This window comes from Paenibacillus sp. FSL P2-0089 (assembly GCF_038595095.1).
Classification (GTDB): domain Bacteria; phylum Bacillota; class Bacilli; order Paenibacillales; family Paenibacillaceae; genus Paenibacillus_AQ; species Paenibacillus_AQ silagei.
Map to the genome: position 1 here is coordinate 6,408,701 of NZ_CP152006.1, position 17,293 is coordinate 6,425,993.

The following is a 17,293-nucleotide window of genomic DNA, read 5'->3' on the forward strand; positions in this document are numbered from 1 at the left end:
TGGATACAACAAAAAAGAACCTCACCTCCAAGACCGTAAGTCTTGGGGACGAAATTCTCGCGGTACCACCCCAGGTTCATTAATATGTCACCATATTAATCTCATCAAGTACGGCGCTGCCGTCCGGCAGGGCTTATACTCTAGCTCTGTAACAGGAGCTCCTGTCGTACCATCCCCGGCTGCTGCCTGGTTCCGGTAAGCCGCTCAGAGGCTTGTTTCCATCCAGTCTTCCCTGCTCCTTCACACCAGCCGGAGCTCTCTGTGAGGGAAGAACCTGAATGTACTCTTCTCGTCATCGCGTTTGCGTTATTGGATACAGAATAACAAAACTCACAACGGGTGTAAAGGGCTGCACCGGACTGCCGGGAGCAGCAGCCTAAGCCTCTGCCGGGTCCTGGCTTAGCGCCGCGAGCAGCTCCAGCGCTTCCTCATGCTCCGGCTCAATCAGCAGCGATCTGCGCGTATAATCCAGCGCCGCCTCATCATCCTCCTGCTCGTAGCTGCAGATCGCCAGGCAGTACAGCACGGTAATTACCGGCTCCTCCTCACTGGTCGCCAGCGAATACTCCAGGAATCGGCGGGATTCCCCGTACTGCTCCATCTCGAACAGCAGCAGGCCGCAGTCCAGCGCCAAATCATACTTTTGCGGCATCGGGTAGAAGCCCCTCCACATCCGGTCGATCCCCCGCTGAAGGTCCAGCAGCTCCTCGTCGCTGGCATCCGGCAGCAGCGCAGAGATCCGCTCGGCACTCTGAATGAACAGCTCCGCGTCATAGCCCCCCAGCCGCCAGAAGGCCAGGATCTGCTGCATGCCGATGGTGTCGTAATTCTTGTCGATCCACACCTTCAGGCTGAAGAAATCATCCGGCCCGAACCGCTCGACAAACCGCCGGTAGGCCAGCCGGGTATGCGGATGCAGCATCGGCTCCTCCAGCATCAGGATGCAGCCCACATTGAGATTTTTATAATGATGCTGGGTGAACTGAGACTGTGCACCCCTCCGTTCAAAATAATGCACCAGCGCATGATAATTCGCCGTAAGCGAGATACTTCCGTGATGAATCAACTTCGGCGGCTCGGCGAACTCCCAGTTCTCCAGCCGGTGGTCTCCCTTATCGGCAGTGAGCAGCAGGAAGCTTCCCCGGGAGAGTGCACCCAGACGCTCCATACAGGACAGGGCTGCCTCCGGGAACAACACATGTGAATCCTCCAGCTTGTCCAAATAGAACGAGATCACTTCATGATAAGGATACGAGCTGTCCTCATAGCCCGCTGCACGCTTGTAATGGTATTCCGGCACCAGATCACGGAGCACCTCGGACGGCCCCATGGTAGCAGACTGCTCAGGATATTTCAGCGAGACCTCACATTCATAGATCTTGCCTTCATCCACATAGAGCAGCTCCTGAGGGATACTGTCGAAGAAGTAGTTGGCGATCACCATCAGCGGCTGCCCCAGCTCCCCAGGCTTAATCACCAATCCGCTCTGCGTTAAGCTCAGCTCCGTATCCCGGACCGCATCGAAGCGGGCAAAGTCCAGCATTCCCTGCTCTACAAAAGGCTTCAGCCCCTCATGCTGCTGCCAGCCCTCAATGTTCTTCCACGGCAAATCGCTCATCACGTAACGGAACGGCGGCAGCGGCACGCCAGCATACTGGATCAGCTCACACAGCTGCTGCAGTACATGGAACGCCAGACGCCCCACACCTGCACCCAGCTCCAGTACCACTACCGGCTCTGTAGTGAATCCCTTCTGCGCACGGTCCTGAAGAAAGCCGAAGATGATCTCCGCATACGCTGTTCCAATCATCGGATTGCTTGTAATATACTGCGGAACCTGGTCATTGGCCCAAGCCTGGAGACCCAGCTGTTCATAATAGGTGCGCTGCAATTCCCATATAGGCGCTTCGCTGAAGCGGTAGCGTCCTTGTCCACTTAATGTCATTGGTTCTAACCCTGCTCTCTGATTATCGTACGGATCTTTGTCCGGTAGTCAAATATTATCACATTTGCGCATATATTTTCTTGAAATGCTGTGCGTTCCAGAAAGGAGCCTATGTGATGAATCCTGAGCATCCCCGTTCTCCAGGCCAGCCCGTCATCCCCCAGCCCATACGCAGTGACGGTGCAGGCAATATCGACCTGGGTCCACGTGACGTCATGCGTGACCGGGAGAATCCCGACATGTTCGTTCCTCCGGTCACGGACAACGGGCTGATCCCGAATCTAAAGTTCTCGTTCTCCGACGCCCATATGCAGCTGAATCATGGCGGCTGGTCCCGTGAGGTGACGGTCAGGGAGCTGCCGGTGGCCACTACGCTTGCGGGGGTGAATATGAGCCTGACGCCGGGCGGCGTACGTGAGCTGCACTGGCATCAGCAGGCGGAATGGTCCTACATGCTGCTGGGCAGCGCAAGGATTACAGCTGTGGACCAGAATGGCCGCAACTTTATCGCCGATGTCGGCCCCGGCGATCTGTGGTATTTCCCTCCAGGCATCCCGCATTCCATTCAGGGTCTGGCTGAGGGATGTGAATTCCTACTTGTGTTCGACGACGGAGGCTTCTCGGATCTGAACACCCTGTCCATCTCCGACTGGTTCGCCCATACGCCGCGTGAAGTCCTGTCCGCGAACTTCGGCGTACCTGAATCCGCCTTCGCCTATCTTCCCAACGAGCAGGTATACATCTATCAGGACCAGGTGCCAGGTCCAATTGCGAGCCAGCGGATCGAATCGCCTTACGGGGAGATTCCGCTGAGCTTCAAGCATCGGCTGATGGCCCAGCCGCCGCTCAAGACCCCGGGAGGCAGTGTGCGGATTGTCGACTCCAGCAATTTCCCCGTCTCACGGAATATCGCCGCAGCCCTGGTAGAGATTGAGCCTGGGGCGATGCGGGAGCTGCACTGGCATCCGAACAATGACGAGTGGCAGTATTACCTCAGCGGGCAAGGACGAATGACCGTCTTCGGAGGCAACGGCGATGCGCGCACTTTCAATGTAAGGGCCGGGGATGTCGGCTATGTGCCTTTTGCCCAGGGGCATTATGTTCAGAATACCGGCACAGAGACGCTCTGGTTCCTGGAAATGTTCAAGAGCGACCGGTTCGCCGACGTCTCGCTCAACCAGTGGATGGCGCTCACGCCACAGGAGCTGGTCAGCAGCAATCTTCATGCCGGGCCGGAGCTGATGAACGCCCTGCGTAAGGTCAAATGGCCTGTGGTGAAGTACCCGGAGCAGCAGGAGCAGGGACAGGGAAAGAAGAAGGAATGATCTGCCTTAGATGTCGAAAAAAGAGCGGTCAGACTAGGTCTGCACCGCTCCTTCTATATTATGAATTGCACACGGGATCGTGGCCCCCGGTTCGATTACCAGGTCTCTGATTAGAGCCACTTCAGCTCCAAATATAGACCGAGCAACGTGATGAACAGTGTGGGAACCGTCAGGATAATCCCTATTTTGAAATAGGAGCCCCAGGAGATCTTCACACCCTTGCCGGACAGCACGTGCAGCCACAGCAGCGTGGCCAGTGAACCAATCGGTGTAATCTTCGGACCCAGATCCGAACCGATAACATTGGCGTAGATCAGAGCCTCCTTCACCAGACCCGCGGCATGTGCCGTATCAATGGCCAGCGCCCCGATCAGCACGGTCGGCAAATTATTCATCACCGAGGAGAGCAGCGCGGCCAGGAAGCCCATCCCCATCGTGGCTGCGAACAGCCCGTGCTTCGCAATTTCGCTGATCATCTCTGCGAGCACATCCGTCAGTCCCGCATTACGCAGGCCATACACCACTACGTACATGCCAATGGAGAAGAAAACAATCGCCCAAGGCGCCCCCTTGACCACTTCCATCGTCTTCACGTAAGGACTTCTGCGGGCCATCAGCAGGAAACAGATTGCGATCACTCCCGCTACCACGGATACCGGAATGTCCAGGAATTCACTGACGAAATATCCGGCTACCAGAAGCGCGAGTACGAACCAGGATAGCCGGAACATCCGCTGGTCCTTAATGGCATCCCCCGGAAGCTTCATTCCGGCGGTGTCATACTCCTTCGGAATGCTGCGGCGGAAGTAGAGATATAAGACCAGAATGCTTGCTCCAAGCGAGAACAGGGTAGGCAGCCACATGTGTCCTGCATACTGCATGAAGGTGATGCCGAAGAAATCGGCAGAGACAATATTCACCAGATTGCTGACGGTCAGCGGCAGCGAGGTGGTATCGGCAATGAAGCCGCTGGCAATAATAAAAGGAAAGACTTTGCGCTCGTCTAGATTCAACGCCCGGACCATCGCCAGCACAATCGGCGTCAGAATCAGCGCTGCCCCGTCATTGGCGAACAGCATCGCCACGACTGCACCCAGTACAATCACATAGATGAACATCAGCGTGCCGTTGCCGCGTGCCGCCGCCGCCATATGCAGCGCCGCCCACTCGAAGAAGCCGACACGATCGAGAATTAAGGAAATTAGAATAATCGCTACAAAGGCAAGCGTTGCATTCCATACAATCAGAGTCACATCACGGACATCCCCGAAACTGACCACTCCTGCCGCAAGCGCGAGAATCGCCCCGCCGCAGGCGGACCAGCCAATTGATAAATTCCGCGGCTGCCAGATCACAAAAACCAAAGTCACAACAAAAATCAGGCAGGCTATCACAACCATAATTCAGCCCCCCATTTGATCTGCAGCATTCCCTGATGCACTCCTTACAGTAGATATAAATATAAGCCAATTTATATATACTAAAGCAGCCTCATCCGAAGTACAAGATAAAAATTGCTGGAAGGTTCACCTGCGCTACGCAAGCCTGTTCAGAGACATTGCCGCCCGACCGGCAGCCGTCTGCTGCAATAATATTTATATGCTTAAGTACTAAGTGTATGTATGAATACATAGGCTGGATTATGGGGAACGAAGCAGCTTCTTGGAGAGGAGATGCAGGTCCGTAAAGAGCCATCCTTGTTACGGGATTGGAGGTTCGGACTACCATGAGTACAGACCAGCTCATCGCACTGCTCGTTCTTGTTATTATGATTGTACAGCTTGCCGTCAAGAAGGATAAATCCTGAATCCTGAAGACAGCAGGCCGCCAAAGAGGCCGGGGCAACCCGGTCTCTTTGGCGTGAGAACAAGTATGGACCGCACCCTCGTACGTGCCCAATGTGTTAGGTTTTTCGCCTACATTGGTTGTCATGCTAATCACGGAGTCTTCCGTATACAATAATAAAAAAACAAAAATCGCTTTTTTCACTTACTAAAGTTGAGAAACATTAAAAAGTATAGTAGAATGATGACATGAAGAAAGGGGCGGATGAACATGGCCGATGATAAGAAGATTATGGAAATAGGGATAAGCACGTTTTTGGAGACTACACCTGACCCGGTGACGGGGCAGACGATCAGCCATGCAGAACGGCTGCGGGAAGCTGTCGAGGAGATTGTGCTCGCTGACCAAGTGGGCCTGGACGTATATGGAATAGGTGAGCATCACCGTAAGGATTATGCAGGGAGTGCCCCCGCTGTAGTCCTCGCCGCAGCGGCAGCGACAACCAAGCGGATCAGACTGACCAGTGCGGTCAGCGTCTTGTCTTCGGATGACCCGGTGCGGGTCTATCAGGCGTTCGCTACGCTGGACGGCCTCTCGGACGGCCGGGCAGAGATTATGGCCGGACGCGGTTCCTTCACTGAGTCCTTCCCGCTGTTCGGTTACAGTCTGGAGGATTACGATGAATTGTTCGAGGAGAATCTGGAGCTGCTGCTGGCGATCCGCGCCTCCGAGAAGGTCACTTGGCGCGGTGGGCACCGTCCGGCTATAAATAATCTGCCGGTCTATCCCCGTGCCGTTCAGGACCCGCTTCCGGTCTGGATCGCCAGCGGCGGTAATCCTGAATCCGCTGTACGGGCTGGAACCCTTGGTCTGCCTATCGCCTTCGCGATTATCGGCGGAATGCCGGAGCGGTTCGCTCCGCTAGTGAACTTGTACAAGGAGGCCGCAGCACGCGCCGGACATAATCCGGACAAACTGCAGATCGCCACACACTCCCACGGCTTCGTAGGTGAAACTAACGAACAGGCTGCGGCCTTGTTCTACCCGTCCACCCAAGCACAGATGAATGTCATCGGCCGCGAACGGGGCTGGGGCGGAACCTACAACCGCGCAGCCTTCGACGATGCCCGCAGCTTACGCGGAGCACTCTATGTCGGTGACGCAGAGTATGTCGCCGAGAAGATCATTCTGCTGCGTAAGAATCTCGGCGTAACCCGGTTCTTCTTGCATGTGAATGTCGGCTACATGCCGCACCGCGAGGTCCTGCGTGCCATCGAGCTGCTAGGCACCAAGGTTGCCCCTATTGTGCATGCGGAGTTAGCCCGTACTGAGGGGAAATAACTGCACGCAAGCACAGCAAAGCATACCAAAAACACCTCAAGGCCCATTCGGCGCCGGAGGTGTTTTTTTGACGTCATCTGAAACTTTCTATCTTATCTTCGTATCGTCCGGCGTTCCTTCTCCAGCTAAGATTGCACCAGGGCCTGAATCACAGGATACGAAACCAGATTCCGGTCCCTGTACGCCGCCGTGATTACATCCTGATGAGAGCTTAGAATCCCATTTTGCAGCAGCACCGCCTTGATTCCCCTTTCGGCAGCCCCGTTATAGGTGAACAGAACGCAATGCTCGGCGGCATAGCCGGAGAGAATCAGCAGATCGATGCCTTGCTCCCGCACAATCTTTTCCAGATCCGTCTTCCAAAAGGCATTCGAGTATTCCTTCTTCACGTTGAAATCCGTCTCCTGAATCTCAATTCCGGGGATGATCGCGAACTTCGCTTTCTCAGAGGGCTGCATCCCTTCAATGTCCTGAATATGAATCACGGCATGGCCCTTGGCCCGCAGCAGCCCGGATACATAATTGATATACTCGCAGGCGCGGTCAATCTCCTTCTGCTCCACCCCGCTGACATGGACCTCTTGCAGATCAATAATTAACAGTCCGATTTTCACTCCTGCTTCCCCCTATCCGCTGATCCTTCCACCTTACCTGATGCCGGATGTTCATTCAACCGGCCGTACACAAAAAACTGCAGTAGAATGATCCACCGGAATGGACCTTCTCTGCAGTATGGTTTGTCTTCACAGCTATCCTGATCCGGTTATTCTTTGACTCCGCCCAGTGCTACACCTGCGATAATATAGCGGGACAGCAGGAAGTAGACTATGAACAGCGGCAATGCGGTCAGCGCCAGCCCCATATAGATGGAGCCGAATTCCGTCTTGTAGATGTCCCCGCGCAATAAGCTGACCATGATAGGCATCGTATATTTCTCCTTCTGAGTAAGGAGGATTAACGGCATGAACAAGTTGTTCCAGTTGGCTACAAAAGCAAAAATGGCTTGTGTCGCAATGGCCGGCATCATCAGTGGCATAATAATCCGGTTAAAGGTACGGAACTCGCCAGATCCGTCTACACGGGCTGCCTCTACGATCTCAATGGATAGTGTAGCGAGCAGGTATTGACGCATGAAGAATACCACTGCAGGCGCTGCAATGGCCGGCAAGATCAGTGGAAGGAAGTTGTTGGTCCAGTGCAGCTTATACATGAATTGATAGAAGCCGATCGCACTGGCTTGGGAAGGAATCATCATCACGCACATAATGAAGGTGAAGAACGCGCCCCGCAGCTTCCAGCTGTAGGTTACCAGTCCGTAAGCAGCCAGTGAGGAGAAGTAGACCGTACAGAGTGTTGCACCGCTGGCAATAATGAAGGAGTTCATGAAGCCTTGCAGTGGATCAAAGCTCTTGTCGAGCAGCACCTTCAGATTGCCCATCATGTGGCTCGAAGGGAGCAAGGAGAGTCCGCTCTGAATCTCCGGTGTAGAGCGTGTAGCGTTCACGAACATAATCCAGAACGGCAAAATGCTGAGTACTGCCAAAGCGATGCAAACCACGTAGATAATCGTCTTGTTGACAGTTTGGGTGACTTTACTGCTTTCCCGATTCTTCTCCATGGATTACACCTCCCTAGCCGCTGCCTGGGCAGCATTTCTGTGTGTTTGTTTTTGGATCTTCTTCAACTTGGCTGCGTCCCGGTCACGCATCACGTAGAACAGGAGGCCGGACAGTACAGCAGATATCAGGAACATGATCATACTCGCGGCTGCAGCACGGTTATACATGTAGCTGCCCTTGAACGCCTGCCCGTAGATGAACATGGACGTAGTAAGCGTAGAGTCATCCGGTCCGCCCGCCAGGAATAATTGCGGAATATCGAACATGGTCAGACCGCCGACCATCGAGGTAATCAGGGTGAACAGCAGGATGGTACGCAGACTCGGCAGGGTGATCCGGAAGAAGGTCTGGAACCCGTTCGCGCCGTCAATCGCCGCCGACTCGAACAGCGCCGGGTTAATCCCCATTACGCCTGCAATCAGGACGATCATCGTGTTCCCGTACCACATCCAGAACTGGATGAAAGCGATAATGCCGCGGGCTGTCGTCTTATCCTGCAGGAAGAAGATTGGAGAATCACTCCAGCCCAGCATCTGAAACAGGCTGTTGACCGGACCCATAGGATATGCGAACAATGTACTGAACAGCACGGCAATCGTACTTGCAGTGATGATATTCGGCATATAGAGCAGAACCTTGAACAAGCCTTGTCCTTTGACGTTCAGACGCTTGTTCGTGAACCAGGCGGTCAGCAAAAGCGCAAGGGCCATCTGCGGAATAAAGTTGGTAATCCACAGGAGGAAGGTATTGATCAGGGACTTGCGGAATGAAACATTATCGAACAGGAGATCCTTGAAGTTCTGGAACGGGTTATCAAGGATATGTATAGGCTTCGGAATGAGCCCCTTCATATCCGTGAACCCGATGACTGCTGTATACAGAATCGGGTACAGCGAAAAAATCAGAAAGGCAAGTACAAATGGAAAAGTAAAGATATAGCCGAATTTCGCATAGCTGACATCCTTGCGGCGCATGCTCTCACCTCTTTAGTTGATTATAGGGGCGGGGATAATCCCCCGCCCCCTTCGAATTCCTCTTATTCGCTTTCAATACCCAATTGGTCTTTGACTTGCGACTTGAAGGTTTCGATTGCTTTTTCCTTGGTCTTATTGCCTGCAGTGTACTCACGTACCTGTTCGCGCCAGGCTTTGTTAATCGTTTCGTCGAATTGGGTCAGGTTCTTACCTGAAGCATTCGCGTTGGCCGGAACGAAGATGTCGAACATGTTCTGTCCGCCGAGCAATGGAACTTCACCATTGGACTTGGACATCACCACAGAGGAAGCTACGCTATCCTTCGTGCCTTGTTCGCCCGCTTTCATCGTACCGTTAGCCCAGTAATACTGAAGGCCCGTCTCAGAACTGTCGAGTGTAACCCATTTAACGAAGTCTGCAACGGCTTGCTTCTTCGCTTCATCCTTGGTTACTTCGGCATTGGCCAAGAGCCAAGTACCGCCCCAGAAGAAGCCTGTGGTTGGTTCAGTTACAGCCCAGTCGCCGTTGGTATCCTTCACCTGACCGTTCATCACGTAGTTGATGAGCCAAGCCGGACCGAAGAATCCGAAGATAGGTTGAGCGCCTGCACCGGACATATCGGCATACCATGCTTCTGTCCAGTCTGTTGTATCGTTATGATAGCCGTTGTCTTTCAGCTTTTTGGAGAGATCCATGAATTCTTCACGCTTCGGATCGATGTGCAGCTTGCCGTCCACGATCCAGCCCTTGTCCGAGCTATTCTCGATCGGGTGCCAGATATCGCCGTCGCCGGATACGATACCATAGCCTTTAGCCTTCAGCTTCTTCGCTGCATCGAAGAATTTATCCCAGCCGGGCCCAACCTCTGTTTTGATCTTAGCCGGATCATCGGTTCCGAAGACATCCTTGGCAATGGAGCGGCGATAGATGAAGGCACCGCCTGTAGCCTGGTAACCGAGGCCTTTCAGATGACCGTCAAGGCTGCTGCCGATATCTACAGAATACTGGGCGATGCCAGCATCTTTTACCATTTGATCATCAAGTCCGAGGTCTGCATAATTTGCAGCATAGGTGGATGCATCGCCTTGCGTGTATTTAAGTACAAATGCGGATTCCGCTGCGTAAATATCCGGGGCATCCTTCCCGCCGCCTGCCAGCGCCTGGTCAAGTGCAGGCTGATAAGCACCGTCTGTAGTTGCAATTACCGTAGTTTTGAATTCCACATTCGCATCAGGATGCGCTTCCATATACTTCTTGGTCATGTTCGGAATTTCGTCGGTGAAGCTCCACAGATTGATCGTTACCTTCTCACCGCTACCCGCTTCCGGAGCTTTGGTTGCCTCTGCAGCATTCGATGCGGCCGGAGCCGTTGTCGCGGCTGCGCCGGATGAGCTGGAATCCGAATTCCCGCCGCCGCATCCTGCCAGAGCAGATGACATCACGAGTACTGTTGAGAGCCCCGTTAAAACACGCTTCATACTTTTCATACTTTGCCTCCCCTTTTATATTCATCCTCGGTTTTTTGTAACCGCCTTCATATTATAGTGCTTGTCTCTCCCCCGCATAAGGAACCCCTCATTGGGAAAAATACCACTATTTATGGGTTCTGCTCTAAAAAGTACAAAAAAGACGCCTGGGCTATAGGCCGAAGCGTCTTAACACGCAGGAGAAGAATCAATCGTGATGGATCTCTCTACTCTTCATAATTCTTGCCAGAAGCAGGCCGTCGCTAAAATAGTATGCCTCATTCCTGGCAATGATAGATGGGTATAGGTTGACTGCAATGGTCCAGCCGTTCAAAACGAGGAAAATCAGCGGAAGGAAATAGTTGTCTTCGTTGCCGATTCCCATTGTAATATAAGCCAAAGACACTGCAGCAAGCTGGAACAGTACCCCGCCAAGAGCAAATATGGAAGAACGCAGCCTGCTGACCTTGTCACTGCTCCCCATAAGCGTTAACCCGCCGAAGCCATAGCAGAAAATAAATAAAGTTCCGCAAAAAGATACACGCCAGAACGGCTTTCGTTCTCCAATGGTTACTAATGGTACAGGATAGCCCACGAGTTTCCCAGCCAAATAATGCCCAAGTTCATGAATCAATGTGACCAGATATTTTAACAATGTCACCATAACCGTAAGGAACACCGTATTCACCACTGACGGCTCCTTAATGGATAACAGGAGAATAAAGACGATAAACAGCATCACATATGCAAATGTCCGATTCAAGCAGAACCCTGCCTTTACGAAATATTTTTCACCATTAATGAATAATTATCTGCATTCATTCTATCTAACTATGGCCTATTGGGGTATAAGTAATTAGCCGCCCGAGCTGAGAATAATGAAACTTGTCGTACTATTTAACGTAAATTTGGACCATACAGACAAAAGATAACAAACGGGAGAGGAGCTTGTACCTGATGGAGTATTACCGCCGCAATAGTTCAGACACCCTGGAAGAAGTCAACAGTTCCGCAAGCGGGCTTACGTCTGCTGAAGTAGACAACCGGCTGGCCAAGGAAGGCTACAATGAGTTGAAGGGCAAAGCAAAGGACCCGCTATGGAAGCTATTTCTGGAGAATTTCAAAGATCCTATGGTCATTGTGCTGCTCATCGCGGCAACCGTTCAGATCGTAATGGGACATATTATGGAATCCGTCATCATCTTCGTGGTGCTGATTCTGAATGCTGTAATCAGTGTGGTGCAGACCCGGAAGGCAGAGAGCTCACTGGACGCCCTGCGCAAAATGTCCGCACCTGAAGCCAAGGTCATGCGGGACGGAGCCTTACTGTCGATTCCCGCAAGGGAGCTGGTCCGGGGAGACATCGTCTTCCTGGAGGCTGGCGATTATGTGCCTGCGGATGGACGGATTATTGAATCCGGGAGTCTGCGGATCGATGAGGGCATGCTGACCGGCGAATCCGAAGCCGTGGATAAGCATACCGATCCTATCCCGCAAGAGGCTCCGCTGGGCGACCGGCGCAATATGGCCTTCAGCGGCTCACTGGTCGTCTATGGACGGGGAACACTGGTCATTACAGGAACGGCACTCGGCACCGAGCTCGGGAAGATAGCCGGGCTGATCGAGAGTGCCGAAGCCAAGCAGACGCCCTTGCAGCGCAAGCTGGAGAGCTTCGGCAAAAAGCTGGGGATCGCCGTCCTGTTGCTGTCGGTGCTGATCTTCGGCATTCAGGCCGCACGCGTCTGGCTCTCGAATGATACAGTGGATACCACCGAGGCTATTCTGAATGCCCTGATGTTCGCTGTAGCAGTAGCCGTTGCCGCTATTCCCGAGGCGTTGTCTTCTATCGTAACCATTGTACTCTCCGTGGGCACGAACAAGATGGCCCGGCAGCATGCTATTATCCGTAAGCTGCCTGCTGTAGAGGCACTGGGATCAACGAGTGTCATCTGTACGGACAAGACCGGGACGCTGACCCAGAATAAAATGACGGTTGTGGATTATTTCCTCCCCGGAGGGCCAGAGGAGCAGTTCAAGCTGAAGGCCGATGACTGGTCGGAGGAAGCCCGCAAGCTGCTGCATATTGCCGTGCTCTGTAACGATTCCAATATTAATGAGGAAGGCAAAGAGCTCGGCGACCCGACCGAGGTAGCACTGATTGCCTTCAGCAACAGCAAGGACAGGGATTACCGCGAGATCCGCGATAACTTCCCGCGCGAGGCCGAGCTGCCGTTCGACTCTGAACGTAAGCTGATGACTACGCTGCATACGTTCGAGGGGCAGAAGGCCCTGCTGACCAAAGGCGGCCCGGATGTTCTGTTCAGCAGATGCTCCCATGTCCTGCTGGAGGGCCAGGAGGTTCCGCTGACGGCGGAGGTCCTGGAAAACTTCAATGAAGCGAACGAACAGTTCTCCGGCAGAGCGCTGCGCGTGCTTGCTTATGCCTATAAGAACGTGCCGGATACGGTGACAGAGGTGGGGCTTGACGATGAGCAGGATCTGGTGCTGGTCGGCCTGTCGGCGATGATTGACCCGCCGCGCGAGGCTGTATATGGCTCCATTGCCGAGTCCAACAAAGCCGGTATCCGCACAATTATGATTACCGGGGACCACAAGACTACGGCCCAGGCGATCGGCCGCGACATCGGACTGATGGCGGAGCATGAGATCGCCGTCACCGGCCAGGAGCTGGATGCCATGTCCGACGAAGAGCTGGACAGCAGACTGGAGCAGATCGGCGTGTATGCCCGGGTCTCCCCGGAGAACAAGATCCGGATCGTCAGGGCGTGGCAGCGTAAGGGCAAAATCACCGCCATGACCGGGGACGGCGTCAATGATGCCCCGGCACTGAAGCAGGCCGATATTGGGGTTGCGATGGGCAGCGGAACCGATGTCGCCAAGGATTCGGCGGCTATGATCCTAACGGATGATAACTTCGTATCCATCGTCAATGCAGTGGCCGTTGGCCGGACAGTGTTCGATAACATCAAGAAGGCAATCGCCTATCTGTTCGCGGGCAATCTGGGTGCGATTATCGCCATCCTGTTCGCCCTGATCTTCGACTGGATCAATCCGTTCACGGCCATTCAGCTGTTATTCATTAACCTGGCGAACGACTCCCTCCCGGCGATTGCGCTGGGCATGGAAAAGGCCGAGCCGGATGTAATGAGCCGCAAGCCGCGGGACATCAGCGAGGGCATTTTTGCAGGCGGAATGATGCAGGCAGTGATCACCCGCGGTCTGCTGATCGGGATTGCCGTGATTATCTCCCAGTATATCGGGCTGCAGCATTCGGATGAAATGGGGATTGCGATGGCCTTCACCACGCTGATTCTGGCGCGCACCCTGCAGACCTTCGCTGCCCGCTCCAACAGCCAGACCTCTGTGGAGGCCGGCTTCTTCAGCAACAAATATGTAATCGGCGCGGTCTTGATCTGCTTTGCCTTCTACGGCATTGCGGTCCTGCCAGGTGTCAGAGAGATCTTCTCGATCCCTGCCACCTTCGGGATGAACCACTGGCTGACCGCCACCGGACTCGCCCTAGGCGCAGTCATTGTGATGGAGCTGGCGAAGCTGATCCGCCGTCTGCTGCCTGCGAAGCAGGCTGCTTAAGCTAGGCTAAGTTAACGAACTTAATAACAGCAATAAGCCTGCACTCCCGGCATGGGGGTGCAGGCTTTTTATACTCAATCACTTCTTCAAATGATAAGGCACTGTAGTGACAATCACATCGCTGCGGAACAGCAGACGGGCGCGTATCAGCAGACTCGATTGATTATGAAGGATATTATGCCAGCCTTTCTTCGGAATGAACTGTGGAATAATTACCGTTACCCTATGGTTCAACTCTGCGGCCTTCCAATTCACTTTATCAATAAACTTGGTCAACGGCTGTACAATGCTTCTATAAGGAGTATATAGGGTTACTAACCTTACGTCCGGCTGCCACTTTCTCCACTTCTCCTCGAACACCGCTTCATCTTCCCGCTCGAAGGGCACGTAGACGGCTATAATCTGCTGCGGAGACAGCGACTTGGCATATTCCAGGGAGTTCATCACGACATGAGTGATTCCGGCGACCGGCACGATAATCACATTGCCTTCAATCTTGATCGTTTCCTCACAGGTAGTAATTCTAAGCTGGTCCGCAATGGCCTCATAATGTTTATGAATCCGGTGGAACACCAGGAGCAGAATCGGCAGAAAGACAAATACCGGCCATACCTGAGTAAACTTGGTCATGAAGAACATCATCGTCACAACGAAGCTGATTAGAGCGCCAACGGTGTTGATGATGAACTTTTGCACCCAGCCTGCTGGCTTTTCCCGGAGCCATTTCACCATCATCCCGCTCTGCGACAACGTAAAGGGAATGAACACACCTACAGCATATAAAGGAATCAGCTGCTCCGTTTTCCCCTCAAAGACATAAATCAGAACCATGGACAGAACACCTAATATGATAATACCGTTGGAGTAACCCAGCCGGTCCCCCCGCATGGTGAACATTCGCGGAATGAATTTATCCTTGGCAAGGTTCACAGCCAGCAATGGGAAGGCGGAATAGCCGGTATTGGCAGCCAGTATCAGGATTAATGCAGTCGTTCCCTGGATAAAATAGTACATCGCATTCCGGCCAAAGGTTTGCTCGGCAATTTGCGATACCACAGTGACGTCAGCACGGGGAGCAATCCCGTAATAATAGGCTAACACCACAATGCCTGAGAACATCACGGCCAGTAACACTCCCATGGCGATTAAGGTTTTGGAGGCGTTGGACGCTTCCGGGCTTTTGAAATTCGGTATGGCATTGGAGATCGCTTCGACCCCCGTTAACGCAGAGCTCCCGGAAGAAAATGCGCGCAATAATAGAAATAGGCTGATCCCCGCTACCGGAGTACCCAGTGAGGTATGCAGTTCTGCCGGAACGTTACCTGACAAGATGTTGTACAGACCTGTACCAATCAGGATGAATAAGGCCAGGACGAATAAATAGACCGGATAAGCGAGGACGGAGGCAGATTCCGTGACCCCTCTTAAGTTCAAAATCGTGATCAGAAGCACAAAAGCAATGGCAATCACCACTTTATGCTCATGCAGGCTTGGAAACGCTGAGGTGATGGCATCCGTACCCGCCGAAATACTTACAGCCACCGTTAAAATATAGTCAACCAGCAGCGAACCGCCGGCTATTAACCCCGGATACTTGCCCAGGTTCTCCTTGGACACCACATAGGCGCCCCCGCCGTGGGAATAAGCAAAAATAATCTGCCGGTAGGACAGAATGAGCGCGGTCAGCAGGATCAACACACCCAGCGCAATCGGGATCGAATACCAGAAGGCGGCTGCCCCAATCGTAACCAGAACAATCAGAATCTGCTCCGGCCCGTAGGCAACGGATGACAGCGCATCTGAAGACAGTATAGCCAGCGCTTTCTTTTTATTTAACTTTTGCTCTCCCAATTCACTGGACTTTAAGGGCCTGCCAATTAAAAATCGTTTTAAAAATGAAATCACTCGGTTTCACCACTCGCTTATTATTTGTAGGATCTTGTTTGTACCCCATCTGCTCCCATTCTCGGACACAACAAAAAGACCACAGAAGAATGTTCTGTGACCTTCAACATATCATGTCCGGCATTAATATAGCGTTAAGGATTACGCAAAGACATTAAGATTGCATTAAGATATTGAGGCTGGCTGATGGACCCATAGCCTCCGCTTGTTCAGCTTCAGGTGTGTCCCAGTCCAGCTTTTGAATAAGTGCTTGAATGTCCTCCACGCGCTCCCCCTACTTTGCAATAGTCTATTCCCTCTGTTCTTCCACCCAAGTTCCATCCCTATAGATGAAATAACGGGGATTCCCCTCCCGGTCCCGTGCAACAATCTCTCCGGCAGGCCCTTCCCCGCTCTCCTCCATCACTTCAAATGAAGCCTCATCCCCGGCAGGGAGCTTCCGGTAAACTTGCTCCAGCCCGTCTTTTCCCGTTTTGCTGCGGACAACGTCACTCTTAACGGCAAAGATCATATTCAAGTCTAAACGGATCTCTCCGCCCAAGACAGGCAACACCCCAAGCACCCTTCGCTGGGAGTCGATGACGTCAAACCCCATTTTCCAAAAATCACTCAGCTTGTGAACCTGATAATCCCCGAGCGGATACACCTGAACGGCTGCCTGTGGAGTGAGTGTGAATTTACGCGGAAGCCCTTGTTCCAGTTGCATTAGCATGGCAAGCTTAAGACTGAGATACAGGACAATAAACACAGCACAGCCCGTACTTAGCACCCGTCTCCTGCCCAACGACACCGGAAGCACAAAACTCATAACCCCCACTAACATAGGCATCCAAACCGTAGGATCACCGAGATAGATCAAGGGCAGCGTATAAGCTTCGCTGGACAGCGGATAGATCAAATGGACCCCATGTCCCAAATAATCCACAAGAATATGCCCCAGCACACCCCCCGCTAGACACAGATATAACTGGGTATACGAATATTTTTTCAGCAGCAGCCTGAACAGGAACACAGTCGGAACCATAACCAGCCCCATGACTATAATGGAATGCGACCAAGGAGATACATACCTGTTCCCCAACAGATCCGGCACAATGCCCAGGAACGAGCTCAGTCCGAGCAGAACCACTTTTTCCTTAAAAGAAATCGCCTTGCGCATAAGCACAATCGATACAATAAAACTGCCCGTAAGCAGATGTGTAGCAATATGCATAGCCAATATCATAGACACCTTTAATCCCCCCGCTTTGGTTGCTAAGCCTCACTACTCAGAGCCTGACAAGTTATAAACAAACGGAGCGGGGAAAAGGTTCATTTGCTT

12 protein-coding genes and 1 other annotated feature are annotated in these 17,293 nt (G+C 52.8%); of the genes, 3 read left to right on the forward strand and 9 right to left on the reverse strand.

From position 1 onward, the window contains the following. Positions 1-41: 41 nt before the first annotated feature. Positions 42-305 (reverse strand) — a binding site (T-box leader). Positions 306-376: 71 nt separating this feature from the next. Further along, positions 377-1,945, reverse strand: coding sequence for a tetratricopeptide repeat protein (locus NST69_RS26945; RefSeq protein ID WP_342547584.1), 1,569 nt, complete (start codon positions 1,943-1,945; stop codon positions 377-379). Between the two features lie 116 nt (positions 1,946-2,061). On the opposite strand from NST69_RS26945, the gene NST69_RS26950 reads away from it, so the two are divergent. After that, positions 2,062-3,270, forward strand: a complete 1,209-nt coding sequence (locus NST69_RS26950) for an oxalate decarboxylase family bicupin (protein WP_342547585.1) — start codon at positions 2,062-2,064, stop codon at positions 3,268-3,270. Positions 3,271-3,380: 110 nt separating this feature from the next. Here NST69_RS26950 and NST69_RS26955 read toward each other — a convergent pair whose 3' ends face one another. Beyond that, positions 3,381-4,670, reverse strand: coding sequence for an arsenic transporter (locus NST69_RS26955; RefSeq protein WP_340957885.1), 1,290 nt, complete (start codon positions 4,668-4,670; stop codon positions 3,381-3,383). A 655-nt stretch (positions 4,671-5,325) separates the two neighbouring features. Between NST69_RS26955 and NST69_RS26960 the strand changes: the two genes are divergently transcribed. After that, positions 5,326-6,396, forward strand: coding sequence for an LLM class flavin-dependent oxidoreductase (locus NST69_RS26960; RefSeq protein WP_342547586.1), 1,071 nt, complete (start codon positions 5,326-5,328; stop codon positions 6,394-6,396). A 125-nt stretch (positions 6,397-6,521) separates the two neighbouring features. Here the strand turns inward: NST69_RS26960 and NST69_RS26965 are convergent, their stop codons facing one another. The 5 genes from NST69_RS26965 to NST69_RS26985 all read right to left on the reverse strand — a co-directional run bounded on the left by NST69_RS26965 (position 6,522) and on the right by NST69_RS26985 (position 11,143). Next, positions 6,522-7,010 carry an isochorismatase family cysteine hydrolase gene (locus NST69_RS26965; RefSeq protein ID WP_342547587.1) on the reverse strand — a complete coding sequence of 163 codons (489 nt, stop codon included), beginning with the start codon at positions 7,008-7,010 and terminating at the stop codon, positions 6,522-6,524. Between the two features lie 149 nt (positions 7,011-7,159). Continuing rightward, positions 7,160-8,014 carry a carbohydrate ABC transporter permease gene (locus NST69_RS26970; RefSeq protein WP_076081779.1) on the reverse strand — a complete coding sequence of 285 codons (855 nt, stop codon included), beginning with the start codon at positions 8,012-8,014 and terminating at the stop codon, positions 7,160-7,162. Between the two features lie 3 nt (positions 8,015-8,017). Next, positions 8,018-8,989, reverse strand: a complete 972-nt coding sequence (locus tag NST69_RS26975; protein ID WP_036730473.1) for a sugar ABC transporter permease — start codon at positions 8,987-8,989, stop codon at positions 8,018-8,020. 62 nt (positions 8,990-9,051) lie between these two features. Then, positions 9,052-10,476 (reverse strand): carbohydrate ABC transporter substrate-binding protein, encoded by a 1,425-nt coding sequence (locus NST69_RS26980; protein WP_342547588.1) that lies wholly within the window; start codon positions 10,474-10,476, stop codon positions 9,052-9,054. A gap of 187 nt (positions 10,477-10,663) precedes the next feature. Next, positions 10,664-11,143: a site-2 protease family protein gene (locus NST69_RS26985; RefSeq protein ID WP_342547589.1), complete on the reverse strand. Its 480-nt coding sequence runs from the start codon at positions 11,141-11,143 to the stop codon at positions 10,664-10,666. 269 nt (positions 11,144-11,412) lie between these two features. Here NST69_RS26985 and NST69_RS26990 point away from each other — a divergent pair, with 269 nt between their 5' ends. Further along, entirely contained in the window at positions 11,413-14,067 is a 2,655-nt protein-coding gene (locus tag NST69_RS26990; RefSeq protein ID WP_342547590.1) for a cation-translocating P-type ATPase, read from the forward strand. 78 nt (positions 14,068-14,145) lie between these two features. Here the strand turns inward: NST69_RS26990 and NST69_RS26995 are convergent, their stop codons facing one another. Together NST69_RS26995 and NST69_RS27000 are read right to left on the reverse strand one after the other, a co-directional pair. Then, positions 14,146-15,972 (reverse strand): APC family permease, encoded by a 1,827-nt coding sequence (locus NST69_RS26995; protein ID WP_036730481.1) that lies wholly within the window; start codon positions 15,970-15,972, stop codon positions 14,146-14,148. A 289-nt stretch (positions 15,973-16,261) separates the two neighbouring features. Continuing rightward, positions 16,262-17,197 (reverse strand): metal-dependent hydrolase, encoded by a 936-nt coding sequence (locus tag NST69_RS27000; RefSeq protein WP_342550226.1) that lies wholly within the window; start codon positions 17,195-17,197, stop codon positions 16,262-16,264. Positions 17,198-17,293 lie beyond the last annotated feature (96 nt).

Excerpts from the sequence above, each read along its gene's own strand:
- NST69_RS26945 (WP_342547584.1), bottom strand. The coding sequence starts at position 1,945 with ATGACATTAAGTGGACAAGGACGCTACCGCTTCAGCGAAGCGCCTATA.
- NST69_RS26950 (WP_342547585.1), top strand. The coding sequence starts at position 2,062 with ATGAATCCTGAGCATCCCCGTTCTCCAGGCCAGCCCGTCATCCCCCAG.
- NST69_RS26955 (WP_340957885.1), bottom strand. The coding sequence starts at position 4,670 with ATGGTTGTGATAGCCTGCCTGATTTTTGTTGTGACTTTGGTTTTTGTG.
- NST69_RS26960 (WP_342547586.1), top strand. The coding sequence starts at position 5,326 with ATGGCCGATGATAAGAAGATTATGGAAATAGGGATAAGCACGTTTTTG.
- NST69_RS26970 (WP_076081779.1), bottom strand. The coding sequence starts at position 8,014 with ATGGAGAAGAATCGGGAAAGCAGTAAAGTCACCCAAACTGTCAACAAG.
- NST69_RS26975 (WP_036730473.1), bottom strand. The coding sequence starts at position 8,989 with ATGCGCCGCAAGGATGTCAGCTATGCGAAATTCGGCTATATCTTTACT.
- NST69_RS26980 (WP_342547588.1), bottom strand. The coding sequence starts at position 10,476 with ATGAAAAGTATGAAGCGTGTTTTAACGGGGCTCTCAACAGTACTCGTG.
- NST69_RS26990 (WP_342547590.1), top strand. The coding sequence starts at position 11,413 with ATGGAGTATTACCGCCGCAATAGTTCAGACACCCTGGAAGAAGTCAAC.
- NST69_RS27000 (WP_342550226.1), bottom strand. The coding sequence starts at position 17,197 with ATGATATTGGCTATGCATATTGCTACACATCTGCTTACGGGCAGTTTT.